19 protein-coding genes, 1 pseudogene and 1 CRISPR repeat array are annotated in these 24,515 nt (G+C 41.8%); of the genes and pseudogenes, 2 read left to right on the top strand and 18 right to left on the bottom strand.

From position 1 onward, the window contains the following. Window positions 1-104 precede the first annotated feature (104 nt). Window positions 105-2,251: pseudogene (locus LSG31_RS22645) on the bottom strand (thioredoxin domain-containing protein). Between the two features lie 206 nt (window positions 2,252-2,457). Here LSG31_RS22645 and LSG31_RS22650 point away from each other — a divergent pair. Continuing rightward, on the top strand, window positions 2,458-2,718 hold the full coding sequence (locus LSG31_RS22650; RefSeq protein ID WP_347437297.1) for a hypothetical protein: 261 nt from the start codon (window positions 2,458-2,460) through the stop codon (window positions 2,716-2,718). Between the two features lie 50 nt (window positions 2,719-2,768). Further along, a complete protein-coding gene (locus LSG31_RS22655; protein ID WP_347437298.1) occupies window positions 2,769-3,089 on the top strand; it encodes a retroviral-like aspartic protease family protein in 321 nt (106 codons plus the stop codon). A gap of 507 nt (window positions 3,090-3,596) precedes the next feature. On the opposite strand, the gene LSG31_RS22660 is transcribed toward LSG31_RS22655, so the two are convergent. The 17 genes from LSG31_RS22660 to LSG31_RS22740 form a co-directional block, all read right to left on the bottom strand. Continuing rightward, complete coding sequence (locus tag LSG31_RS22660) at window positions 3,597-6,086, bottom strand: glycoside hydrolase family 31 protein (RefSeq protein ID WP_347437299.1); 2,490 nt, start codon at window positions 6,084-6,086, stop codon at window positions 3,597-3,599. 100 nt (window positions 6,087-6,186) lie between these two features. Beyond that, window positions 6,187-7,266, bottom strand: a complete 1,080-nt coding sequence (locus LSG31_RS22665; RefSeq protein ID WP_347437300.1) for a Gfo/Idh/MocA family protein — start codon at window positions 7,264-7,266, stop codon at window positions 6,187-6,189. Window positions 7,267-7,294: 28 nt separating this feature from the next. After that, on the bottom strand, window positions 7,295-8,443 hold the full coding sequence (locus LSG31_RS22670; RefSeq protein WP_347437301.1) for a Gfo/Idh/MocA family protein: 1,149 nt from the start codon (window positions 8,441-8,443) through the stop codon (window positions 7,295-7,297). A 302-nt stretch (window positions 8,444-8,745) separates the two neighbouring features. Continuing rightward, complete coding sequence (locus LSG31_RS22675) at window positions 8,746-9,699, bottom strand: sugar kinase (RefSeq protein ID WP_347437302.1); 954 nt, start codon at window positions 9,697-9,699, stop codon at window positions 8,746-8,748. Window positions 9,700-9,729: 30 nt separating this feature from the next. Then, window positions 9,730-10,578, bottom strand: a complete 849-nt coding sequence (locus tag LSG31_RS22680) for an SDR family oxidoreductase (protein ID WP_347437303.1) — start codon at window positions 10,576-10,578, stop codon at window positions 9,730-9,732. After that, window positions 10,562-11,671, bottom strand: a complete 1,110-nt coding sequence (gene uxuA, locus LSG31_RS22685) for a mannonate dehydratase (RefSeq protein WP_347437304.1) — start codon at window positions 11,669-11,671, stop codon at window positions 10,562-10,564. Before uxuA ends, LSG31_RS22680 begins: the two co-directional genes overlap by 17 nt. A gap of 152 nt (window positions 11,672-11,823) precedes the next feature. Further along, entirely contained in the window at window positions 11,824-12,708 is an 885-nt protein-coding gene (locus tag LSG31_RS22690; protein WP_347437305.1) for an ABC transporter permease, read from the bottom strand. A 15-nt stretch (window positions 12,709-12,723) separates the two neighbouring features. Then, window positions 12,724-13,590 carry an ABC transporter permease gene (locus tag LSG31_RS22695; protein ID WP_347437306.1) on the bottom strand — a complete coding sequence of 289 codons (867 nt, stop codon included), beginning with the start codon at window positions 13,588-13,590 and terminating at the stop codon, window positions 12,724-12,726. Window positions 13,591-13,600: 10 nt separating this feature from the next. Continuing rightward, the gene (locus LSG31_RS22700; protein WP_347437307.1) at window positions 13,601-14,692 is read right to left on the bottom strand and encodes an ABC transporter ATP-binding protein; all 1,092 of its coding nucleotides are present in this window, start codon (window positions 14,690-14,692) and stop codon (window positions 13,601-13,603) included. 63 nt (window positions 14,693-14,755) lie between these two features. Further along, window positions 14,756-15,949, bottom strand: coding sequence for an extracellular solute-binding protein (locus tag LSG31_RS22705; protein WP_347437308.1), 1,194 nt, complete (start codon window positions 15,947-15,949; stop codon window positions 14,756-14,758). 226 nt (window positions 15,950-16,175) lie between these two features. Then, the gene (locus tag LSG31_RS22710) at window positions 16,176-17,285 is read right to left on the bottom strand and encodes a response regulator transcription factor (protein WP_347437309.1); all 1,110 of its coding nucleotides are present in this window, start codon (window positions 17,283-17,285) and stop codon (window positions 16,176-16,178) included. Next, window positions 17,263-18,972: a sensor histidine kinase gene (locus LSG31_RS22715; protein ID WP_347437310.1), complete on the bottom strand. Its 1,710-nt coding sequence runs from the start codon at window positions 18,970-18,972 to the stop codon at window positions 17,263-17,265. The genes LSG31_RS22710 and LSG31_RS22715 overlap by 23 nt, the downstream gene beginning before the upstream one ends. A 536-nt stretch (window positions 18,973-19,508) precedes the next feature. Further along, window positions 19,509-20,711: a macrolide family glycosyltransferase gene (locus LSG31_RS22720; protein ID WP_347437311.1), complete on the bottom strand. Its 1,203-nt coding sequence runs from the start codon at window positions 20,709-20,711 to the stop codon at window positions 19,509-19,511. A gap of 111 nt (window positions 20,712-20,822) precedes the next feature. Then, window positions 20,823-21,341, bottom strand: coding sequence for an SRPBCC family protein (locus tag LSG31_RS22725; RefSeq protein ID WP_347437312.1), 519 nt, complete (start codon window positions 21,339-21,341; stop codon window positions 20,823-20,825). Continuing rightward, complete coding sequence (locus tag LSG31_RS22730; protein ID WP_347437313.1) at window positions 21,338-21,667, bottom strand: ArsR/SmtB family transcription factor; 330 nt, start codon at window positions 21,665-21,667, stop codon at window positions 21,338-21,340. Before LSG31_RS22730 ends, LSG31_RS22725 begins: the two co-directional genes overlap by 4 nt. Before the next feature lie 443 nt (window positions 21,668-22,110). After that, a CRISPR array of direct repeats spans window positions 22,111-22,743; the repeat unit is 37 nt; unit sequence CTTTCAGTCCCCTTTGAACCGGGTCATCAATTGTAAC. A 247-nt stretch (window positions 22,744-22,990) separates the two neighbouring features. Then, window positions 22,991-23,740, bottom strand: coding sequence for a Fic family protein (locus tag LSG31_RS22735; protein WP_347437314.1), 750 nt, complete (start codon window positions 23,738-23,740; stop codon window positions 22,991-22,993). A gap of 72 nt (window positions 23,741-23,812) precedes the next feature. Then, entirely contained in the window at window positions 23,813-24,511 is a 699-nt protein-coding gene (locus tag LSG31_RS22740; RefSeq protein WP_347437315.1) for a type I-A CRISPR-associated protein Cas5, read from the bottom strand. Window positions 24,512-24,515: the final 4 nt, after the last annotated feature.

Raw genomic sequence — 24,515 nt, forward strand, 5'->3', positions numbered from 1 at the left:
CCCCCAATAGCCTCAACAGGAAACAAGCTTCTTCTTTTGATTCTACATGTTTCCATCCATTTGTCTAGTTAAAAGATCGCTGCCTGCCAGATCCGCACCATGTCTTATCGATGTTGGAGCCCTAATTGCGCTTTCAGTTCTTCCGCCGTAGTGACTGGGGCATGACAGGCAAAATTTTCGCACACATATGCAGTCGGCCGTCCGTCGACAGGATTTTGACCGGCAATTGCCGGAATCATCGTTGCCAGCTGCCGGCCTTGTTCATCCGAAAGTTTTGCGATTGCTACCGTCTCGGGAAGAAAGCTTTGCTGCAAAAGCGATATCATGGATTGCAGCTGATCCATTGTGCCTGCCAACACCACTTCTCTCGAAGATGACAGCGCAAATTGCAAAGCCATCAAGAAATGGGCATACCCCATCGGATAGTGTGCAACATTTCCGGCAAACGCCTGCAATTGCTTTTGTGCAGCCTCTTCCCATTCAATATTCGATGTCAAGCGGGCCAAACGCAGCAAATTCATGGCTTGGACCGAGTTGCCGCTTGGAATCGCTCCATCGTAAATCTCTTTCGGACGGGCAAAAAGTTCTTCACTGTCTATACCATAAAAGAAACAACCGCCATTTTCCTCATCCCAGAACAGTTCCAGCATGGAATGGGAACATTCCAATGCTTTTTGCAAATAAGACACTTTCCACGTCGCTCCATAGAGTTCCAGCGCTCCCCATGTGACAAAGGCGTAATCATCCACAAACGCCGGCACCGCCGCATCGCCGTCCCGATACCTTGCCAACAGGCGTCCTTCTGCACGCCGCAACATCTGATCGATAAATTGAAACGCTCGTTCCGCCGCCTGTGCATACGACTGATTTTGAAACACCTGTGCCGCCTTGGCAAGTGCTGCAATCATCAATCCGTTCCATGCCGTTAAAATCTTGTCGTCTTTGTGCGGATGAACACGCCTTTCCCGCACTTGAAATACGTTTGCACGCATGTTGGCCAAACGGGCATTCCACTCTCCCCTTTGCAGTCCATTCTGCTGCAAAAACTCTTCCAGATCTGTTTCAATCAAATTAGGGATGCTTGTGCCGTGTTCAAAGTTTCCATGCAGCGTGATGCCATAATAGCGGCAGAAGAGATCGCCATCTTTCTCACCAAGGATATCCAGAATCTCCTTCGGATGAAATGCATAAAACTTGCCTTCCACACCTTCGGAATCCGCGTCTTCGGCAGAATAAAAAGCTCCCTCCGGTGACGTCATGTCCCGCAATACATAGGTGAAAATATCTTCCGCCACCTGGCGATAAAACGGATCTAGCGTCGCTTGATATGTTTCTGTATACGCAATCGCCAATAATGCATTGTCGTACAACATTTTTTCAAAATGCGGCACCAGCCATTTTTCATCTGTGGAATACCGGGCAAATCCGAATCCGATGTGATCATACATCCCCCCGCGATACATGGCTTTGAGAGACCGCGTCACCATCTCCAGCGCCTTCGTTTCTCCAGTTGTTTTCCAGTAGCGCAGCAGAAAGGAATAATGATGAGGACTCGGAAATTTCGGGGCGTTGCCAAACCCGCCATATACTGTATCAAACTGTTCCTGATACTGTTGAAACGCTTTATCTAACGTATCTTTGGACAACTCCCCGTTTTGGTACGACCCAAACCGCGGCGTCACAGCATCCACAATTTTCTGGCCCGTTGCCAATACACGCGCTCGTTCGTTCTTCCATTTATCCGCAATTTGATCAAGGATCTCCAGCAACCCCATGCGGCCATAGCGGGCAGACTTGGGAAAATACGTCCCGGCGAAAAAGGGCTGTTTATCCGGCGACATGACGATCGTCAGGGGCCATCCCCCATGCCCCGTCAGCGCCTGGCACACTTCCATATAAATATGGTCAATATCCGGCCGCTCTTCCCGGTCGACCTTGATGGATATGAACTCTTTGTTTAAAACCGCCGCAACTTCTTCGTCTTCGAAGGACTCGCGCTCCATGACGTGACACCAGTGACATGTAAATTCTCGATATCCTCTTATTTACAATTTTATATTATTATCCACTGACCCGAAGGTCAGGAATAGCCTATCGACAAGAAGACAGGCTTGCTTTCACGTTTAGCTTTTTGAAAGGCTGCTGGTGACCAAGGAAACCAGTCTACCGGGTTGTATGCATGTTGAAGCAAATAGGGCGACTTTTCATTTATAAGACGGTTTGGTTTACGAGTTGTATGCTTGGATGACAATTATGACAGCTCCTTTATGGTTAATGATACCAGTATACCCTAGTTGAGTTATTAATAATAAAAATTTAAAGGACAAACCAGAGACTGTATTTTAGTCCAGGATTTTTTTAAACTACAAGCCAAATAGTTTATCCAGGCTTAAATGGTATATTCCAAATAAAAATGGTATTATTAATTTGCAAATTCCTTTTTGTGAGGTGTGCACAGTGAAATGGGAAGAAGTTCGAAAATTATACCCCGATCGTTTTGTGAAACTACAGGTTATAAAGTCTCACATTGAAAATCAGGTTCGTTATATTGATGATATAGCAGTTATTCAAGCTTTTGATGACGACAAAGAAGCAACCAGGGAGTTGGTTCGCTCGAAGGATGACGTACTAGTGTATCATACGGGCAAAGAAAAAATCGAAATTCAAATTAAACAATTATTTGGATATAGAGGACAATATGATAAACATCGAGTTTAGAGATGGGCTTTTGTTCACATCAAATGGAGATTATTTTTCGAGGGAACGCTATGGCGATTGAGAATATAGTCATTGATACAGGGGCTGCGGAAACAATCCTTTCCCCTGATGCTGTTGAGGAGATTGGTATTTTTGCTGAACTTGATGACTATGTACATTCTTTTTACGGTATCGGTGGGAGCTTACATAACTTTTATTCCAAACAGGTTGACGGTGTAAATTTAGGATCAGTGAATTTCGCCAATGTTAGGCTGGATTTTGGAGTTATCGATCCATATGGCAATATTAATGGGCTTCTGGGTCTTGACATCTTGATGAAGTTAAATGCAGTCATAGACTTGAAGAATTTAAAATTATCACTTGAAATTTGAAAAGCAAAAGAATAGACCATATACGCTGCCGGCATGTTTATCATCCATTTATGCCATGTAGTCAAATACACTCATCTGCGTCGAACTTTTTAGTGAGTAAGCCGTTCCCGTATTAATAGCATGTTTACCCCTTTTTTGCATCAAGACATTCTCGTGAGTAATGCGGAACTCAGGATATAATTGTACTGTTCATTCGGTCTATCTTTAGTCAACATTTCTAACTCACGTTGGCTCATGTATCGTAAGACCACCTTTGGAAAATTTAAACTTGACAATTCTATCTTAACATACCCGATAACAAAAAAGCCCATGCCATCTTGACACGGGTTTTACAGAAACTTAATGTTAATTGGTACTTTACCGCCCCTCACGAGTGCCATAGTGTTGCCAGATTCTTAGAAACATGTACAAGGAAGAGAGAAGGCAGGAAAATTTTGATGTGTTAGCCCTTGAATCTGAACAGAAGATAGTCTAATTTGTTCCTTCTTATGAATAGTGTTCAGACTATTAAATTGAAATTAAATCTTTTACATCAAAGCTAATATGAATATCGTAACTTCCATTTATATTTATATATTTTATTTTAGCCGTTTTTTGTTCTATATCGTAATGCCAACCTTCTTCGCTTACTTCCCATTCTTTTTTATCCAGGAACATAGGCAGCTTTCTATCGCTTAAATTTACCTGAACCGGCGCTACATCCTTGCAAATCAGATCTATATCCATTTCTTTCACTTGTTTATTATAATTGCCTTCTTTTTCAAATGTAATTTTAACGCCACTATTTTTCTTTACAGTTATTACGGTTTTTAAATATTCTCCATTCTTATAGTTATTCGTAATACCATCATCCTCATATAGAACAAAGCTAGAATCCTGTGAGGGCTCGATTAAAAGCTTAAGTTTATCGATTGGATCATTATGAATATTCGTTAAATCTTCACTCATTGGAATAATGGCTCCATTTCTGAAGAACACAGGAATGGAGTTTAATGTAACTTCCAATTCAATTGTCTGTCCGCCTTCATACGCCTGTTTTGTATGCCAATCAAACCAAGTAACTCCTGCCGGCAGGTAAACCGTTCTTGTTTTTGACCCTTTTTCAAGGACGTTTGCAACCAGGATAAAACTTCCAAACATAAAATCGAAACTTTCTTCCAGTACCTTTTGATCCTGTTGAAACTCATAGATTAAAGGTCTCATAACTGGAGATCCCTGGGTTGAGGCTTCAAACAGCAACGAATATAAATATGGTACGAATGAATAGCGAAGCTTTATAGCAGCTCGAATATATTTCGTATAGGATGGATACATCCAAGGCTCAGTAACCGTATTATCCGTGTTACAGGAGTGTATAGAGAACCTTGGTTGGAAAATTCCATTTTGAACCCATCTTACAAATAGTTCCGGTTCAGGTGCCGGTCCAAAAAATCCTCCTATATCACATCCTTGATTTGCAACTCCTGAAAGTCCCATTCCAAGTATTACAGGAATATTGAATTTTAGGCTCTTCCAGCTTGTATTATTATCTCCGGCCCAAGTTTGCGCATAACGTTGAATTCCTGCAAATCCAGCTCGGTTTGTTATATAAGGTCTTGTATTCGGGTAAACTTCCGCCACGGTTTCTTTCGCCATAAGAGCCATTAAATTTGGCATGATGGGTCTTAAAGCACTTACTTCTTTCTTCAAACCCTCAAAATTACAAACAGCTTCCGAATGACTAATTTCATATTCATTGTTATCATTCCATATAGATGTAATTCCAAAGGAAACTAAAGATTTTTTTAAATGCTTTTTCCACAAATCTCTTCCTTTGGGATTTGAAAAGTCTACAAAAGAAGCGGGTCCTCCCCAATATCGATCAATTTGCGAATTTTCTTCATTTTCATCTTTTATATATGCACCTGCTTCATCAAACTCCTTATATAATGGGTGGGAAGTTAACATACCCGGTTTTATATTAGGTGCCAGAGAAGCACCTTTTTTCTCCATTTCTTTTACAAAATTTGCAGGATCTTTGAATCGAGCATGATTCCAGTTAAAAACATATCTCTTTCCATCTTCTCCTGTAGTATATCCGGATGATAAAAAGAAACCATCACAAGGAATTCCTTCTTCTTGGCATTTATCTAAAAAATGTAGTATGGCCTGATCCGAGTCTTTGTCCAATTCTGTATAATACATGGTCGAGCCCATATACCCCAAGGAATATTTGGGAGGCAGCGCAGTTTTTCCTGTTAAATCCGTGTAGTTTCTTACTACATCTTTTATTTCTGGCCCATATATGAAGAAAACATCCAGCTCTCCGCCATCTGCACAAAAATAACTATATTTATTCCAGTACCCGCTTCTTTCACATCCCATATCAAAAATAGAATCATAGGAATTGTGATAAAATATACCGCTAGCGATGCCATTTCGATTGTTGAACTTTATATAAAAAGGGATATGTTTATAAAGAGGATCTGTATATTCGGAATCATATCCTATCGTATCTACATTATGCATTCTCATTCTTCTTTTTTTCTTATTTAAATAGCCCGTTTTTTCACCAAATCCATAGAAATAATCTTCATCATCCATACAGGAATAATGATAAAGTCTTCCCAGAGTGTCTTTTACATAGGATTTTTCTTTCAAGTCTGAATGTAATATATTGCCTTCCTTATCTGTAATTTCTATAGCAAAAGGTTCTTTGCAAATCTTTACAAGCAATTTTTTTGTAGTTAACCGAATATGGGTATCTAAGTCTTCATATCTCGTACAAACTGCTTCTATTCTCTTTCTTTCCTCTTTCAGTAAATGATCCATTTTGTCTTCCCATGCGGTCAGAACTAAAGAATATGACGCTTCTTCCGTAAATTCTTCATCAAAAGTACAACGAATTCTTACTATTTCATTATTTAATAGTATGATTCGATATTTAGCCGCATTTGTATCAATATCTAAATAATGATTGTAATTTTTGATAGCCAATATTTTGTTGCTTACTTTCATTTCATTTTCTCCTCCGAAAGGCGAATCAAATTTTGTTAAAGTAACTTTGTATTTTAAGAGAAAAAAGGGCGTATCCAAATGGAAGCCCCTATCACTTTCTTTAACCCTCTACCAAAATTGCATTCATTTGAGCACGGACGCTGAGTTCAGCCGCCTTCAGCGCATGAGCTTGGGTCATCGCATGTTCAGTACGATTGAAACAATCCAGAATAAGTTCTCCAAAATACGGATAGCCTACCTTGCCATGAACCGGGATATGGTGCTCTCCTTCTTCATTGACGAGATAAACGTGGTCACCAACCGGATCGCGACCGACGTCGATGTATTTCCTCAATTCGATGTATCCTTTGGTTCCAAGAATGAACGTCCGACCGTCCCCCCATGTCCTAAGGCCGCCCGGCGTAAACCAGTCGACGCGGAAATAGTGGGTTGCACCGTTGTCGGCAATCAACGTCCCATCCCCAAAATCCTCGAAATCCGGGTACTCTTTGTGATTGTAGTTCGCGATGTTGCTCGCGGTTACGCGCGCGTCCTTGGCACCGCTGAAATATAAAAACTGCTCAATTTGGTGACTTCCGATGTCGCACAGAATGCCACCGTAGCGATCCCGATGAAAAAACCACTCCGGCCGACTCGGGGCGCCCAAACGATGCGGTCCTAGACCTAAGACTTGAATCACGCGGCCAATCGCGCCATCCTTAATGAGTTGTCCGGCGAACACTGCACTCTCAACGTGCAGCCGTTCACTGTAATAGACATTGTATTTTTTCCCCGTACTCGCTGCCGTATCCTTTACACGCCCAAGCTGATCCAATGTCGTAAGCGGCGCTTTGTCCACAAAGTAATCCTTGCCGTACTGCATCACACGAATGCCAAAATCGGCGCGTTCGGCAGGTATCCTGGAACTGGCGACGAGGTGTACCGCCGGGTCTTCCAGGACCTCTTCCTCTGTTGCTGCGGCTTTTGCACCCGGATAGAGTTTAAGCAGCGCTTCGATTTTGGCCGGATCAGGATCGTAAACCCATTTCAATTCGGCACCTGCTTCGACAAGCCCGCGGCACATTCCGAAAATGTGACCATGATCCAGTCCTGCTGCAGCGAAGACAAACTCCCCTTTTTCACAAACGGGATTTGGCTTACCCTCAGGTGCATAATTCATCCCATCAGCTTGTGAAAACATAAAATATCCTCCTTATCCGGCAGCAACGTCAGTTACCGCTTGTTGTGATGATGTTATTTTCGAATCGTTCAACGGAACCCGTCTTTTCGTAAAAACGCGGAACGGACGCCATCAAACCATCTTTGGTATAAAACGGATCGTCGAAAGCCAAAGGCAAACGAACAGGCTTGCCAATGGATGCGGATTTGTAAATGGCGACAATCAATTCCAGCGTCTTTCTGCCCTCATTCCCATCAATCAACACTTCGCCGTGATTTTCAAGCGCAGTGAGCACATTTTCAATCTGACCGGCATGTTCCTGATACTCGACATCCGGAAATTTGTCATAAAAATCCTGTATGTTCTGTTCAAACTCCGTATTCCTTTCCGGAAAACCGTTTTGCATCGGGGCAGACGCGTATAAATTCCACGGTGCCGACAATCTCGCATGCTGACACTGAAATACAAGCTGTTGCTCCTGTCCATGATGAACGACAGAACTGGTAATCTGTCCGACACCGCCAGATGCAAACCGCAACATTGCCATCGAGATATCTTCGACCTCTGCATTATCGTGTGCCACATTGCTCATCATCGCGTATACTTCGGTCGGCAGCCCCATCATCCATTGCAGCGCATCAATGTGATGAACCGCGTGGTTCAACGTACAACCGCCGCCTTCACTCTCCCAGGTTCCTCGCCACCACAAATCATAATAGCTATGCCCACGCCACCAATACGAGTTCACTTGCGCATGCAAAATCTCGCCAGCCAACTTCTCGTCCAGAACTCTTTTCAACTTCATCCAAGGTGTACGGAACCGATTTTGGGCGACAACCGACAGGATCTTACCGCTCTTTTTCGCTGCCGCTATCATTGCGTCACACTCTGCAAGCGACGCAGCCATCGGTTTTTCGACAAGTACATGCTTGCCGGCCAGCAAGAAATCAATCGCGATTTGTGCGTGCGTCGACGGAGGTGTGCAAATGGTAACCAAATCGATATTCGGATCGGCCAGCAATTGTTTGTAATCAGATACAGACACAGCGTCCAAGTGATAATCCGAAACATGTTTAGCTGCCTTATCCTCATAGATGTCTGCAACAGCGACAATCTTGGCTCTCTCCGGAAACTTCAAGTATCCTTCGACATGCCGCGAGGAAATCGCACCCGCGCCAACAATCGCAACTTTAATCATTGTGTTAGACCTCCCAGTCACATTCTCGTTTTTAAACTACCTGCAAATCTAGTTTTAATCGATTCACACATGATAGTATTTAAGCCATCTTTATATTTAACGGTGCTTCGACTTTTGAGTTAAATCTGTAATAGTGCGTGTTCAAAAAGTAGTCAAAACTCCACGGCGGATTGCTTTGCCGAATCCCAAAAAGGCTTACTCATGTACCAAACACGTACACTCCGTCGCCTTTTCGTGCTTCGGCTTCGCACTCCTTGTGTCTTACTTAACCACTTTTTGAACACGCATTTATATGAAAAGATTTATCTTTCAACCTCCGATCCACGTGTACCCATAAATGCATCGAGTTCTTCTCGTGTTGGCAGTCCTTCGATATCACCATAAAATGTGACACACCTGGCTCCAACTGCATTTGCGATTCTTGCAGCTTCCACATAGCTATTTCCACGGATTACGGAAGATAAAAATCCTGCGGCAAATCCATCACCGGCGCCCACAGTATCTACCACTTTCGCCACTGGAAAGCCGGGGACAAAAGTGAATTCCTCATTTTCCAATACCATACATCCCTCTGCGCCGAGCTTTACCACAGTGCAAGGCAATCGCATATCAAGAATCCTCTTTTTCCAGATATTTCGATCATTTGTGTTAAACAAAAGATTTAATTCTTCTTCACCTGGAAAAAAATAATCAGAACGTGCCGCCAGGTCAAGCAAAACCTCTCGTGCTTCATCCATGCTCCAAAGCTTCAAACGAATATTCGGATCAAAACTGATTTTTGTATGATGCCGTTTTGCTATCTCAATGGCTTGATAAATGGTCTCTCGGCAGCTATCACTTAAAGCTGTGGTGATTCCCGTAATATGCAAGATCTTTGCTTGAGCAATATAGCCTTCATCCAAATCACAAGGTTTCATTTGGCTGCAAGCAGATTCCCTGCGATAATAATACACATTCGGATTCCCCACAGCTTTCGTCTCTTTAAACATGACGGCTGTCGGATAAATTGGGTCAAAAGTGACTTGTGACGTATCGACACCTTCCCCACGGATTTTTTTGAGCAGGTATGCACCGAAGGGGTCTTTTCCCAATCGGCTGAACCATCCGACAGAAATCCCCAACCGAGCCGCCCCAATAGCAAAATTGGATTCTGCTCCTCCCATGGAACGCAAAAACATACTTGCATCTTCAAGCGATCCAACGCTCGGAGGAGTTAACAATACCATACTTTCGCCAAACGTAATCAACTCTGGCATATAAACACATCCCCAAAGAAAATCAAAAATTCAAACGCCTGAGTAAGCCATGAACCCTCCATCAACCGGAACTGTGATTCCCGTCACGAAGCCAGACATATTTTCGTCCACTAACCAGAGTAAAGTACCCAAAAGATCTTCAGGCTTGCCAAATCTGCGCATCGGAGTATGTGATAAGATTTTATGCGATCGTTCCGTTAAGGAACCATCAGGATTCGTTAACAACTTTCGGTTTTGTTCGGTTTTGAAGAAGCCTGGCGCAATCGCGTTGACACGAATTCCTACATCCGCCAAATGTACAGCAAGCCATTTGGTTAAGTTGTCAATCCCGGCCTTTGCCGCACTATAAGCCGGAACCTTGGTCATCGGGCTCGGCGCGCTCATCGAGGACATATTAATCACGACAGCTCCTTGTCTATTAATCATGTGACGCGTGAATATTTGCGTAGGGACCAATGCACCAAGTATATTCAAGTCAAACACAAAACCGAATCCCTCAGGGCTTAAATCAAAAAATGATTTTACTTCTTTATTTTCAAGATCTTCGAGCTTCAACGTTTCATTTGTTGTCGTACCATCCGGATGATTTCCGCCTGCACCATTGATTAAGATATCGCAAGCGCCCCATTGTTCGCGAATGATTTGTTCCGCCTGCTTAACTCTTTCCGCATCTAAAACATCACAGGCAATGGCCACCGCTTCGCCGCCGGAATTACGGATTTCCAAAGCGACTCTTTCGCCATTTTCAGCATTTCGATTTAGAATCGCAACCTTTACCCCTTGGCGGCCAAGTTCTTTTGCCATGACACTGCACAGAACACCGCTGCCACCGGTAATGGCCGCCACTTTCCCTTTTAAATTCTCATTCATGCCTAACATCTTTCTTCCTCCCGCTTTGCTCTTGCTCATGCATCCCAGCTCTTTCTAATGCATCCCAGATTCCCCATAAGTACATAATTCCCAGGGCCCTGTCATACAGTCCGTAACCAGGTCGGCATTCTTCATCAAAAATATGTCTTCCATGATCCGGTCTGGCATACCCTGTAAAGCCATTATCATGGTAAGCTTTGACGATACCACAAATATCTACGGAGCCATCGGATGTTCGGTGAGAGGTCTCGATGAAATCGCCGTTTTCATAGATTCTTACGTTTCGAATATGTGCAAAAGGAATACGTTCAGAAAATTCGTTGATCATATCAACGATATTGTTGTCTGGATTGGCTCCTAAGGAACCGCTGCAAAGTGTAACTCCATTAAACGGGCTGTCCAGTAGACTTAATAGCCTGCGAATGCCCTCCCTGTTGGTAATAATTCTTGGCAGACCAAAAATAGACCACGGCGGATCATCCGGGTGGATGGCCATTTTAATATTGTTACTCTCTGCAATAGGGATAATTTGCTCTAAAAAGTACTGTAAGTTATGCCACAGATCCTCTTCCGACACATTTTTATACGCCGCAAACAATCGAGAAAGATGTTTTAATCTCTCCGGTTCCCAACCCGGCATGGAAAAGTCAGGATTCCAGGCAATTTTCTTCACCAATTCCATTGGATCCATATTCTCCACTTTTGCTTTTTCAAAGAACAATGCCGTGGAACCATCCTCTAACTCTTTAAAAAGCTCTGTCCGTGTCCAATCAAATACCGGCATGAAATTATAGCAAATGACTTTGACGCCTGCTTTCGCCAACTTTTCAATGGTTCGTTTATAATTCTCAATATACTGATCTCTTGATGGAAGCCCCAATTTGATATCCTCATGAACATTGACACTTTCCACGACCTCGATATTTAAACCGTATCGATCCGCTTGCTCTTTGACCTCAAGGATTCTCTCCATCGGCCACTCTTCTCCTGCTGCTAAATCGTGCAGTGCCCAAACAATACCTTCTACACCAGGAATTTGTTTGATATGGCGGAGAGGAATCCGATCATTCCCCTCACAATACCACCGAAACACCATTCTCATGGTCCCTCTCCCTCCAAAATACTCCTATATTTCCAAATCCAAATAACTTTTGATGTTATTAAAACAAATATCCTTGACAATCCCATCCCAGTAACTCAAAATCTTTGGGGTAGTCTCCTCTTTCTACCAAGCATTCCATGATTCTTTTGAAACTACTTTCTGCTTTTTCGTTTTGTATAGGAAGAGAACCATAAGCTTGCAAATGTGAAAAGCAAAAGTGGGAACATTAACGAAATCGTTAACGAATCAATCTCCGGCGCCGGTTGGCTGCCTGCACTTTGCAGTACGCTAAATACCATAACCGGCAATGTCTGCGTAGACGTACCCGCGATCAACAAAATAGTCAAGAATGTACTAAACATCCGAATGAAAACATTAATGGCAGCTGATGTAATGCCAGGCATTAATTGCGGTATGACAATTTTTGTGAACAATTTAAACTTATTTGCTCCTAATGATTGTGCCGCCACTTCAATCCGGGAATCAAGCGTTTCAATGAATGGTATTAAAATCACAAGTGAAAAAGGAATTCCGATTAATAGCTCCACAATAATAAGCCCAGGAATTGTCTCTGCCAGACCAATTTCATAAAAAATGCTTGCAAGTGGAATCGCATATACGATCTCCGGCAACATAATAGGAAACTGAAAAAAACTGATTAACGCGCCTTTCAAAGGTATATTTTTTCTGGCTAACACATAGGCAGTAGGAATACTTAAACATAACGACAGAAGTGTCGACACAAACGTAATTTCAATCGTTACTTTGTAATAACTCCAGATATCGTATTCTTTCCAAGCCTTCAAAAACCAGTGGGCTGTATAGCTTTTCGGCAGAATTGTTCCATACCATTCTGACGAGAACGCATTCAAAAGTACGGAGAATGTCATACCAAAAATGGTAATAATAAACCCTGAGATGAGAATCCAAAAAGGCAATGCTTTAAAACATTTAAATATTGCTTGTTTACGTTTATAATTGATTGCTTCAACAGAACTCACTGCAGGAATTTCAAATTGAATTGTCTGTTCCTTCAACCCTCTCACCACGCTTTACTTAAATGTCGAAGCTGCTCCTATATATCCTTTTTTGCGGATAAAGAAAATAACACCCAAGCTGATCAGTTGCGTGATCCCCATGACGATCGCGACTGTAGTTGCCATATTGTAGTTAAAGTCTTGCATGGCAGATTGAAAAGCGACTACACTAAACGAGCGTGAATCTGAAGCAGGATTCCCAACCAGTATAGCTGATTCAAATACTGCCAATTGCATAATAAAATTAAGCCCATATACGGTTAGCACACTAGAGCGAATCAATGGCAGAAATACACGACGAAAAGTCATAAATTCTCCAGCGCCCAGTGATATTGCTGCCAGTTCCAGATTCGGATCAATTGTCTCCATTAACTCCATCAAATTTGAGAACATAAAAGCTGTGCCAAGAATAACAAGAGCAATAAAAGTCCCCCAATAGTTATACAATAACTTGACAGGCTGATGAACAATTCCAATCCCCATCAAAAACAAATTTAACCAACCGGTGGGTTTAAAAAAATCAATCATTCCTACGGCAACGATCAACGGCCCAAGTGTTAATGGAAATATAATCAATCCTTTAAGCAATTGTTTGCCTTTGATATTTTTCCGCAAATAATATGCCATTGCAAATGCGATTGCCAGCTCCAGAATAGAAGCGGGGAAAACAAGCATAAAGGTGCGCGGAATTGTATCATAAAAATTATGCTGCGTAAAAAACGTAATATAGTTAAAGAATGTCCATCCGGCTTCTCCACTTTTATGGAATGTTAAAAAAATGCCTTTTAGAAGAGGATAGCAAAATAGCAATAACAATGGTATGAGCGACGGCAATATAAAAATAGAATCACCAATTTTTTTACGAACGTTATTCTGCCTCATGCAATCACCCCTAATCGATCATTACCAAATGTTCCGGGTCAAAATAAAGCATTAGCTCGCTCCCTACCGGAAATGAATCTGCCCCAAGGGCATTTAATTTTAACGGGTCGCCATACTCAGATAGAATCTCATATCCGGTAATATTCCCGACATAGTCACTGATCACAATGTTTCCTGACAGTTCATTTCTTCCGGTTTTCTGATTTATGATTCGGATATTTTCGGGTTTAATCGTAAGAATGACGGAATCACCCAGTTTATGTTGTGTATCTTTCCGAACTTCTAAAGTAAATCCTTTTTCTGATTGAAATATAAAATTCCCGGCTTGTTCCCCCGTAAGCCTTCCTTTAAAAAAGTTGCCATAGCCGATAAAATCTGCCACAAACTGATTTTTGGGTTTAAGAAAAATTTCTCGCGGTGTACCGACTTGCTGCAGTTTACCCGCTGCCATCACGGCCACCTTGGTCGATAATGATAATGCCTCTTCTTGATCATGTGTTACATAAATTGTAGTAATCCCTAATTCCTGATGTAATTTCTTCAGTTGCAACCGCATATCTTTACGCAGCTTTGCATCCAAGTTGCTAAGCGGCTCATCCAGCAGCAATACTTTTGGCTGCACTACCAATGCACGTGCCAATGCAACACGTTGTTGCTGTCCGCCGCTAAGCTCTTTTGGATAACGGTTCGCCAAGTGCTCCAACTGGACCATCTCTAACGCTTCCAGCGCTCGCCTTTTTCGTTCTCCTTTGGGGATTTTCCGCATTTCCAAGCCGAACTCGACATTTTTCATAACGGTCATGTGTGGAAACAAGGCATAATTCTGGAATACCATGCCAACATCCCGTTTATGCATGGGAATATAATCAATCCTCTGACTGTTAAACGAAATACTGCCTGTCGTTACATCAAGTATCCCTAAAATCATCGATAATAACGTCGTTTTCCCGCATCCGCTTGGACCTAACAACGTCATAAACTCCCCTTTTTCAATTCCAAGTGTGATATTATTTACGACCGTTGCATCGCCAAACGTTTTTGTTACTTCATGGATCAATACATTTGTACTTGCATCCTGTTTTTTCATAATTGCAAGGTCCATCCGGAATGCCCCTTTCCTAATTCACAGCCTCGATCCATCATGACCGAGGCTGCCTTTCTTTCACTATTTCTTCGCCTGAATTTTTTGCTGCCAAAGATCATAATGCTTGAGCAAAACATCGGACTGCGGGAACAATGTCCAATTATTAGCAGGCGTTATAATTTGATTGCCGTTTTTAAATTCCGCCGGCATGACTTTAAGGCCGTTCATATACGTCTCTTTTTCTTTTGGTTGCAATAAGTCGATACTTGCATTTTTATTTGACGGCATATAAAAGACGGAATAGATTTGCGCATTCGCCTCTTTTGATTCTGCAAAATGAATAAATGCTAATGCAGCCTTCTTGCGCTCCGGTGACAGATTTTTTGGTATGCTGTAAAATTGGGCATCCAATATTTGCTTGGCATCCTTAAGAGTCGCAATTTTAATATTGGGTGGAATCTGACCTTCTGTGTACAAACTCGCAAACCATCCTGGCAAATGCGGAATGATGTCTACCGTTCCATCCAAAAGAGCTTTTAAAGTATCACCTGTTTGCGACGGATACGCATTTACATATTTATTAATATCAGACAGATATTTGTATGTTTTGCTCAAATTGTTTGGGTTGTTCATATTTTCACCCATACTTTGAATCAGGCCGAAATAAAATCCCCTTCCCGGACCACTTGATTGGATATTTGCATACTCAAACTTATTTGGATGTGCTTCAATCCAGGTTTTCAACGCAGCATACGTGGTTGGCGGATTTTTGACTTTGTCGCTATTGTATATGATCACCGGGCCGCCTAATGATGTAAAAACCGGCGCTCCATAGCCATCAAATTCTTTCACATATGCTTTCGCAGTATCTGTCATCTCATCATAACGAACCTCTTTTGAATATTTCGGGATCAGTTGTTCCCATACTCCTTGTTTTGCCCCTGCAGGCACACCATCGATACCGGATGCAACAACATCTATATTTACGTGATTTCCTTGTGCCTTTATCTTATTTACAATTTCTTGCCAACCACCACGGCCGTAATTTACATGATATTTGCCGTGTGTTGCCTTTTCAAACATCGGAATCAAAATATCCTTATAATAGTTGTCTGTACCTGCAACGCTATAAAAATTAATTGTAATCGGTTTGCCGCTACTTGCAGTTTGATCCTTGCCTGCACCTTGATTGCTATTCGCAGCAGATCCACATCCTGTCAAAACAGTACCGGCAAGAAATAAAGAGCTCGCCCCCACTACTAACCACTTTTTCATTAACACTCCCCCTCGCATTTAGAAACGCTTTCATTATTCGCAAAAATGTTTGCGTGATTCGTTTCGCAGAACTGATTATGCATGATTCTGCTTGTCCAGTTTTGTTTAGCTTCTCTCCCTAAACTGGATGTTTTGATTATAAAACGCTTACATAAATGCAAGTAGAAGAGAAATGCACAAAACCTTTTAAAATATATCGTTTTTTTATTTTCAATTCTTCGAATCTTTATTTTTGCAATTCACTCGGAGTGAATCCCGTATACTTTTTAAATAACGTACTAAAATAAGGAATATTTTTATACCCCACCTTTTCCGCAACTTCATAAATAAGATAATTTCCTTCTAAAATCATTGTTTTTGCTTTTTCCATCCGATACTGTGTCAAATAAGTATTAAACGTTTCTCCCATTATTTTTTTAAAAATTTGACTTAAATGGTTTCGTGAAATAAATAATTTTTCTGCCAGATCACCTATTGTTACATCTTCTCCATAATGTTCCTGGATATATTGAACCATAAATTCAACAGCTTGCTTATGCTTTACATTTTCATTCCATTGCCTGTCCATTAAAATCATGTGTACTTTCCGCGATAACCATTCGTCCATTTGCTCCGTCGTATATATTTTCCTAATTTCTTTCTGCACATCGAGATTTGGAAATATTTCATCAAGAAATATTCCTACATCATGCAATGCGTATGCAAGCACACCCCAAATCTCATACAACTGTTGTTGCAGAATCGGTGGTGTGATTTCTTTTACTTGATCCAGCCGTTGCTTATACTCGTCAATCGTTTGCATCGATTGCTTCACCAATCCAAGTCGAACAGCGCCTGCTAACTGATGATAAAAGGAAAACGGCCGAATTGCTTTTGTTACTTCCTGTGGAATTTCATTTGAAATCCCTTCATTAAAAAAGTTTGTACTCATTTTTTCCAGCAAAATTTTTTGTGCTTCTTCTTCCTCTAATTTACGAAAAGATGTTTCCAATACCTGCTTTAACGTTTGAACCGACAGTGGCTTTGATAAATAATCATCTACTTGTAAACGAAGTGCTTTTCTTGCATATTCAAAGTCAGAATACCCACTTAATATAATGATTTTTCCCTTGTATCCTTGCTGCCGCAGTTGCTCAATCATCTCCAATCCATTCATGACTGGCATATAAATATCTGTTAAGACAAGGTCTGCTTGAATCGAGAGGATTGTTTCCAGACCTTCTTTACCATCTATGCATTCACCTACACATTCCGCTTGCAACTGCTCCCAAGGAATTACTTTCTTCATTCCGTTTAAAGTTTGTTGATCATCATCAACGATTACTACTTTCCACATATTGCAATCCTCCAAACGTTTGCTTATCCTTTATCTTTGGAATTCGAAATGATACAGTTGTTCCATCTTGATGGCTCTCGATCTGGAAATCATACTCTGTGCCAAAATACGTTTTGAAGCGTTCCCTTACATTTCGCAAACCATAACCACCTGTATCTCTTTTGTCATTACGCCAATTTGCTTGCATACCTCTCCCATTATCTGCAATCGCTACTAGAATATGATCATTTTCCGTACGCATCTGTATTTCAATCAAGCCTTCAGACCGGCCATGAAATCCATGTATTATCGAGTTTTCCACAAAAGGTTGCAAGGTTAGCTTCGGGATGAACAAATCCAGCAAATCATCCGGCACATCTATTTTATATGTGATGCCATCACCTAAACGAATCTGTTGGATTTTCAGATAGCTTTCCAAATGTGTCAGTTCATCACGAATCGGGATTAAACTTTCACCGTTTGATAAGCCAACACGAAACATTCTGCCCATTAACTCGATCACCTGACTCATTCGTTCTTCACCAGCCTCTAATGCCATCCAATTCAATTGATCCAATGTATTGTATAAAAAATGTGGATTGATCATCGCTTGTAACGCTTTTAACTCTGCATTTCGTTGACGCTGATATTGTTCTTCTAAAGAATGATAAAGTTCCTCGATTCGCATTAACATATTTCCATACCCTTTAAAGAGCAGGCCAAATTCATTTTTATAATCTTTTGGCAATTGAACCTTGTTTAATTTGTTTGGAGTGTTGATCATATTCGCCACAAGTGTTCGAATGGGCTTTGTAAATTGTTTCGAAATAAACAACATAAGCAATAAAGAGATAACAATAGATGTTACACCGACGAGCGAAAGAACAAACGCCATCCATAAGCTGCCTGTTGCCAATTCGTTTTTAGGCGTAACTTCAAGTAATAACCAGTTTGTTTGTTGTACTTGTTTCCATACTACCAATTGACTATCCGTCATCTCGGAACCTTCAGTTTTCGAAAGTAAAATTTGTTCTAAATTTTGTATTCGATTCAAAATAGCGTTTTGTATATAGCTTCCATTCGGGTTTTTTACACCAGAAATCGTTATAGGTATACCGTCTGTGTTCAAAAGCAACAAATTCGGGCCTGTTCCTTCCCCCTGAAGTAAATTCTTTAAATCATCTGTCTTTATATTGATCACTAAAAGCCCTTTATAATTTCCGTTATACGTATAAAGTCTTCGAATAAAGCTGACAACATCTATTTTTCCTATACTGGAATCGATTTCATGCTTGCCAACCCAAGACGCCTCGGAATTTTCCACTTTTGAATACCATTTGATTGTTTTTAACTGCTGAAATGAATAATATTGTACAGATTCAATCGGACTTGTCATAGGTGGATTTTGCAAATATAAATCAATCGATTGAATAATTGGTAAACTGAATGTGACATTTTGGAGATTTTCATTCATTGTATAGCGAATTAAATTGTATTGATAAGGATCGTGGATTCCTTGCAAGTATTTTTGCAACGAATCATTATATGAAATATTCAGCGAAATTTCTTGAATGGAATTAAGCTGAATATCTATTTTTTTTTCTAATTCGCCTAACATGTTTTGTTGATATTTTGAAGTGTTGCCGATTAACGTATTCAATGAAAAATGATAACTAACCCAGGTCATTAAAATAAGCATTACAACCATGATAGAAGAAACACTGCCAAAAAAAATATGGCCAACACTGTATTGTTTAAATGGATTCTTAATCGTAATTCCTCCTTTAGCTAACTCTTTTTAAGCACATAAATAATTTTATACTTTCTTCCTGAATTATTTATGTAGCGAGGCCGCAGGTGTCATAAACCTTGGTAATACAGAACACTGACAACATTTTTGTTTTACCTAATCGGTGAAATAACAAAAAAAGACCAATCTTTGGTATTGTTATAAGTACGATCAAACAACATACCAGGCGGTCTCCTAATGAAGAGTGTAACGGAAAAACCCATGAACTACAACAAAAGGAGTGTATTCCACCGTCTGTACAAAACAATCATTGATAACACCGAAGCGGCAAATTGGCCATTAAGCTGCTGGCTTTAGACCATGCAAACGGTGCCGACCGGATGAAAATCCTCTGTTGTAGTCGCCGGTGCGATGCTTGCGAAGGATAAAGAGGTAAGTGAAGGACTTAGAATGTGCGTCCCGCAGATACATCACCCCTGCAGGACGACGTTGGTTTACCCAGTTATGCCCAGACCGTACTTATGTGCAAAGATCTCATCGACAGCTCGCTGGTATCCCCCTGCCGCACGAAACGAATCACCGATTTCCCGACAAGCTTTACGGATGGAAAAATCTTGGAGTATGCGCTCTGCTTCCTCTCTGAGACCGGCGGAAGTTAACCCTTCTTGTTTTAATTGGACCCCCGCACCGAGATTCGCCACACGTCGTGCTACGATCGGTTGATCGGCGCTTTGAGGAAACACAATCAATGGCACACCATAGTACAGTCCTTCACAAGTGCTGTTCATGCCGCCGTGAGTGATAAACAATTTGGCACGCTGCAGGACTTCGAGCTGCGGTACGTAGTTGCGGACAATAAAATTCCCGGGAATGTCCCCTAAGTCCTCAATTTGGGTCTGCCTGCCGACGGACAGAATGACCGTATGCTTCGTATCGGCAAAAGCAGCAAAGCAGAGCTTGTAGAAATCCACCGCTTGATTGAACACAGTGCCAAGGGATATGTAAATCAGACTGTCAGTGTCAAGGTTGGAAAAATCAAACTGGCCGTGCGATCGCGGTGCAATAGACGGCCCAACGAACTTGTACGTTTCGTCAAAGCTGTCTCCTTCAGGTTGGAAGTGCTTTGAAATGTAGACAATGGTCAACGGCGCGGGATTGCAGAAGACCTCATAGGCAGAGCCAACTTGCACATTGTATTTCGCTTGCACGTTATTGACGAGCTGTTGAAACTCCTGTTGTGCACGTTCTTTCACGTCTGCTGGAAAATGGCGCGAGAGGTGATCTTGCAGGCTGTCAAAGCTGTTTTGTTGAAATGCAAAACTCGTGCACGAGTTGATTGCCGGCAGGTCGAGTATTTGTGCAAGCAAACGCCCACAACCGAACATCGAGTCATGAATTATGTAATCAAAACGTTCTCCTTTTGTTTGCTCCAGGACACTTGGAATGACGATGTCGGCGGTGCGCAAAAGTCCACCCACTCGAGCCCAAGGATTTCTTCCTCCGGCAAGGAATGCCTCCAAAAATTTGCCGCCATCGAACGTGATCACATCTGCGCCCGTTGGCTCGACGCGATCACGAAATTGTTCCGCCATAAAGTAAACTACCTCTTCGCCACGACGGATAAGTTCCTGAACCACACCGAGGGTCGGATTGATATGTCCTTCGGAACCTCCGTTGACAAACAAAACACGTGCCATAGTCATCACCTTTCATGAATTCATGATCGCGCATTGCCCTTACCCGGAAAATCTAATGGTTTCCCGCTCGGTCTCGAACCCGACAAACTCCCAAAAATCGATGTGTGTTTGTCACAGAGTCACGCCTAATTGTTCGGCATATCGTTTATACAGTTCATTCCAGCCATATTTCATGGCGTTGTGTCCCACCATGGAAGGCATCTGTTTGCCAGCCAGTATACCGGCAAGACCTTTCAGGCAAAGGTGCCATCCCGCTGCGTAGGAAGGCGCTTGCTTGCGATCTGCGAAACGGTGACGAAGAACCAGCGTTGTTTTGTCTCCAACTTCGTTCAGTTCCCATCTTAGGATATCCGTGCCCCACCTATATACGAGTAAGTGCGGTGCATCAACTTCGAGGACATATCCATGCACCTCATCTGCCTCAGGCATGTCGATATGTTTCAAACGTACTGCTCCTGTCGAGGTCAAATCACGATCCGGTTGAAACGGGCCCCAGCTTGGAATCTGCTCGGACCCGGTTAAGGCAGCCCAAACTTCCTCACGTGGATGTTCAAGAATCCGCTCGAGAACAAGGATCCATTCTCCATCCTCTCCGGTCAGTTGAACATGTTCTAACTCATGTGTATTCATTTTGTGTCTTCCTCCCGTAAAATTTTTCTCTGTTCAAGATGCTGCTCCAGGGCGTCAACATGCCGATTCCACGTCAGCCGATAAGCACTCAACCACTCGTCAATTTCCGCAAGGGGTCTAGCATCCAGAGAATAGATCCGACGCTGGGACTGAACCTGGACCTGCACCAGACCACTTTCTCTAAGCGTCCTCAGGTGTTTGGATATCAAGGGTTGTGACAGACCGAGATCTTTTGCCAGTTCAGTGACACTAGAATCGGACTGTAGCAGTCGGTCCAGGATGCGTCGGCGGGAAGGTTCTGCAATTACGGCATAGGTGTCAAGCACTGCCTTTGCCTCCTCCCTTCATGATTCTATTATAAACCATTATATCATAAACATACATTCATATAACTGATAATTCATATAATGTACAAAGTGAAATGGGCCAATAAATAGTGCCAATCGCATTTTCGGTGGAACAGCGCGTCCTACCGCACCATTTACGATTTACGAGGGAGGAGTACCATCAAAATTTTTACAAAAAAAATTGTAAAGAATATGAACTAGTAGATTTCTGCAGCGTCGTCTATCTCCACCAGTCCTTTATCCACTTTAACTTCCCGACTTGAGTAGGGTATGCGCAACATTTTCGAGGCTCGCTCCCGGTTTTTCAGCCAAAGTTCGTACAGATAGCGGTCCATCAAGGCCGTCTCTCCCTGTGGGTCACGCTCCTCGATCCATCAATTGTAACAGTCTTCGCCATTCTTGCAGTTATCACTAAATAACCACTTTCAGTCCCCTTTGAACCGGGTCATCAATTGTAACATTCATCTCTCACAGGACACGCCCCATCGTTCAACGCCTTTCAGTCCCCTTTGAACCGGGTCATCAATTGTAACTGAATCATTGTAGGTATGTCCATTAAATACTGAATTAACTTTCAGTCCCCTTTGAACCGGGTCATCAATTGTAACTATGGTGATTTTGTATCCAAACTCGGACAGAGCGCACTCTTTCAGTCCCCTTTGAACCGGGTCATCAATTGTAACAGGGGCGCTTGTGTGCTTGTGGGATGCTGTACATGTGCTTTCAGTCCCCTTTGAACCGGGTCATCAATTGTAACACGGCTATCCGCGCCGATTGCCCAACCATCTGCAAATCTTTCAGTCCCCTTTGAACCGGGTCATCAATTGTAACCGAAGTGGAAGACAGGCTGTATGATGCGGTTCTTGTCATCTTTCAGTCCCCTTTGAACCGGGTCATCAATTGTAACTCATCGTTATTCCAGGCGGCAATATCTTGATTTCCGTCCTTTCAGTCCCCTTTGAACCGGGTCATCAATTGTAACAACGAGCGTAATGGGAAAACCGATTGATTGGGCGCCCTTTCAGTCCCCTTTGAACCGGGTCATCAATTGTAACCGACCGCGATGGGCGTCAAAAATCCCAGTCGTGGTGCGGGTTCGCACAATTATAATTACTGTAACTTTCTTCACGTTTTCCGAGGATTGAATTTTCGTTATAATATGGCGGCTATCCTCGAAATTCCATAAAAGTATATCTTGATAACAATAATATACCCTATAGCAGAATATTTCATGTACAAAAAGTCTATACTAATTTATTTCCTTATATCGCTTAATCAATTGAACTTCGTTAAAATTTGACGCTATGATCTTTTGTCAGACAATCCAAGTGCCCATAAATAACTATCTAACATCCGCTCCACAGCTTCTGAAACCAATAATACTAGCGGCTCGACATTTCCTGTTTCATCTGCTCCTCTTAAAGCATTATAATAATTGGAACGATCCTCCTGACGAATAATTGCCGGTGGATAGTGATCCTGCATCAAAATCAGATTCATGAGTAGACGTGCAGTACGTCCGTTTCCATCTATAAAAGGATGAATATGTACAAATCGGTGATGAAAAGTTGCTGCTCTTTCAACCGGATGTAATGTTTTTCCTTCGTTATCAAGCCATTCAAGCAAATCTCGCATCAACCCCGGAACTAACGAATTCATCGGGGGAATATGAGGACTTCCTTGGATAAATACGTTAACAGTACGGTAGGCTCCTGCTTCACGTTCACGGATATTTTTTAAAATTAACTGATGAATTTGTTTGATTACAAACTCGCTGATCCGGGTATCCTTGCTAATAAGTTCTTCAATCAAGACTATAGCTTCCGCATGATTTATGACTTCAAAATGCTCTCGAAGAGATTTACCGCCTACTGTAATTCCTTCCAGAACTACCTTGGTTTCCGACAAAGTGAGAGTGTTTCCTTCAATTGCATTCGAATGATAAGTCCATTCCACTAGGAGATGTTCTTTTAAATTCTTTACAAGTGCTTCCGGCAAGGGCCTTTTCGAATCTAACAGTTTCTTTTTTTCCTCAATCCGTCGAAAGTCCATTTCTACACCTTCTTTTTCTTTACCTACAATGATTGAAATAACTCTAAGACCTCATATGAGGCCTCAGAGCTTTTAAGACGATCCACTCGATTCACGTTTAAACCAAGTATAACCACGACTAGATGCAACCTGATGATAAGGAACAAAAACAGATTTCATAATTCTATCTCGTCCTATTCGGGCAGCCGTATCATCAAAAGTATTGATACTAGGAAAAGTTGCTTTTGGTCCCATATCGTCAAGATATTGCATTATCACATCACTGCTAAATTTACCATTTTCACCAAGAAAATAGCTAAACGTACTTCCCAAATATTCTTGGATCCCTTGACAAATAGGTTGTAAAAAACCCCCTCTCTTACCAAAATAGTTAACATGAAAGAATAAAAGTTTTAACTTATCAATATGATTTTGTGTCAAATTTTCTATTTTCACCGCAATTTTGAGTGTTCCATCGTAAAAAACAAATTCGCGAAACCCTACGGAAGTAATAAATGCTGGCCCTGCTTTTTTATCTTTTGGTTCCGTAAGAATTTTAATAAAACTGTTATTTACGACTGCCTGTTCAGGTGGTTCAAAACGAATTTCCAAATCACGAATCCAAGGGAATTCCAACGAAACATCGAGTCCCATTCGAAAAGCGGCATCCAATAGTGCCATTTTAACACTATACATGGTTGGAATAAGATTGGTCTTACCTCCGGAACTCGTAGCAGACGAATTTCTTAATGAGAAAAGTGAAGTGTGCTGATACGTTGTCACCAGCCACATATGA

The organism is Fodinisporobacter ferrooxydans, from assembly GCF_022818495.1.
GTDB lineage: Bacteria > Bacillota > Bacilli > Tumebacillales > MYW30-H2 > Fodinisporobacter > Fodinisporobacter ferrooxydans.

What these genes read in the sequence shown, in the direction of transcription:
- LSG31_RS22715 (WP_347437310.1), bottom strand. Translation starts at nt 18,972, where the DNA reads ATGGTTGTAATGCTTATTTTAATGACCTGGGTTAGTTATCATTTTTCA.
- LSG31_RS22740 (WP_347437315.1), bottom strand. Translation starts at nt 24,511, where the DNA reads ATGTGGCTGGTGACAACGTATCAGCACACTTCACTTTTCTCATTAAGA.
- LSG31_RS22700 (WP_347437307.1), bottom strand. Translation starts at nt 14,692, where the DNA reads ATGGACCTTGCAATTATGAAAAAACAGGATGCAAGTACAAATGTATTG.
- LSG31_RS22675 (WP_347437302.1), bottom strand. Translation starts at nt 9,699, where the DNA reads ATGCCAGAGTTGATTACGTTTGGCGAAAGTATGGTATTGTTAACTCCT.
- LSG31_RS22695 (WP_347437306.1), bottom strand. Translation starts at nt 13,590, where the DNA reads ATGAGGCAGAATAACGTTCGTAAAAAAATTGGTGATTCTATTTTTATA.
- LSG31_RS22725 (WP_347437312.1), bottom strand. Translation starts at nt 21,341, where the DNA reads ATGAATACACATGAGTTAGAACATGTTCAACTGACCGGAGAGGATGGA.
- LSG31_RS22710 (WP_347437309.1), bottom strand. Translation starts at nt 17,285, where the DNA reads ATGTGGAAAGTAGTAATCGTTGATGATGATCAACAAACTTTAAACGGA.
- LSG31_RS22655 (WP_347437298.1), top strand. Translation starts at nt 2,769, where the DNA reads ATGGCGATTGAGAATATAGTCATTGATACAGGGGCTGCGGAAACAATC.
- LSG31_RS22660 (WP_347437299.1), bottom strand. Translation starts at nt 6,086, where the DNA reads ATGAAAGTAAGCAACAAAATATTGGCTATCAAAAATTACAATCATTAT.
- LSG31_RS22735 (WP_347437314.1), bottom strand. Translation starts at nt 23,740, where the DNA reads ATGGACTTTCGACGGATTGAGGAAAAAAAGAAACTGTTAGATTCGAAA.
- LSG31_RS22720 (WP_347437311.1), bottom strand. Translation starts at nt 20,711, where the DNA reads ATGGCACGTGTTTTGTTTGTCAACGGAGGTTCCGAAGGACATATCAAT.
- LSG31_RS22680 (WP_347437303.1), bottom strand. Translation starts at nt 10,578, where the DNA reads ATGTTAGGCATGAATGAGAATTTAAAAGGGAAAGTGGCGGCCATTACC.
- LSG31_RS22665 (WP_347437300.1), bottom strand. Translation starts at nt 7,266, where the DNA reads ATGTTTTCACAAGCTGATGGGATGAATTATGCACCTGAGGGTAAGCCA.
- LSG31_RS22705 (WP_347437308.1), bottom strand. Translation starts at nt 15,949, where the DNA reads ATGAAAAAGTGGTTAGTAGTGGGGGCGAGCTCTTTATTTCTTGCCGGT.
- LSG31_RS22670 (WP_347437301.1), bottom strand. Translation starts at nt 8,443, where the DNA reads ATGATTAAAGTTGCGATTGTTGGCGCGGGTGCGATTTCCTCGCGGCAT.
- uxuA (WP_347437304.1), bottom strand. Translation starts at nt 11,671, where the DNA reads ATGAGAATGGTGTTTCGGTGGTATTGTGAGGGGAATGATCGGATTCCT.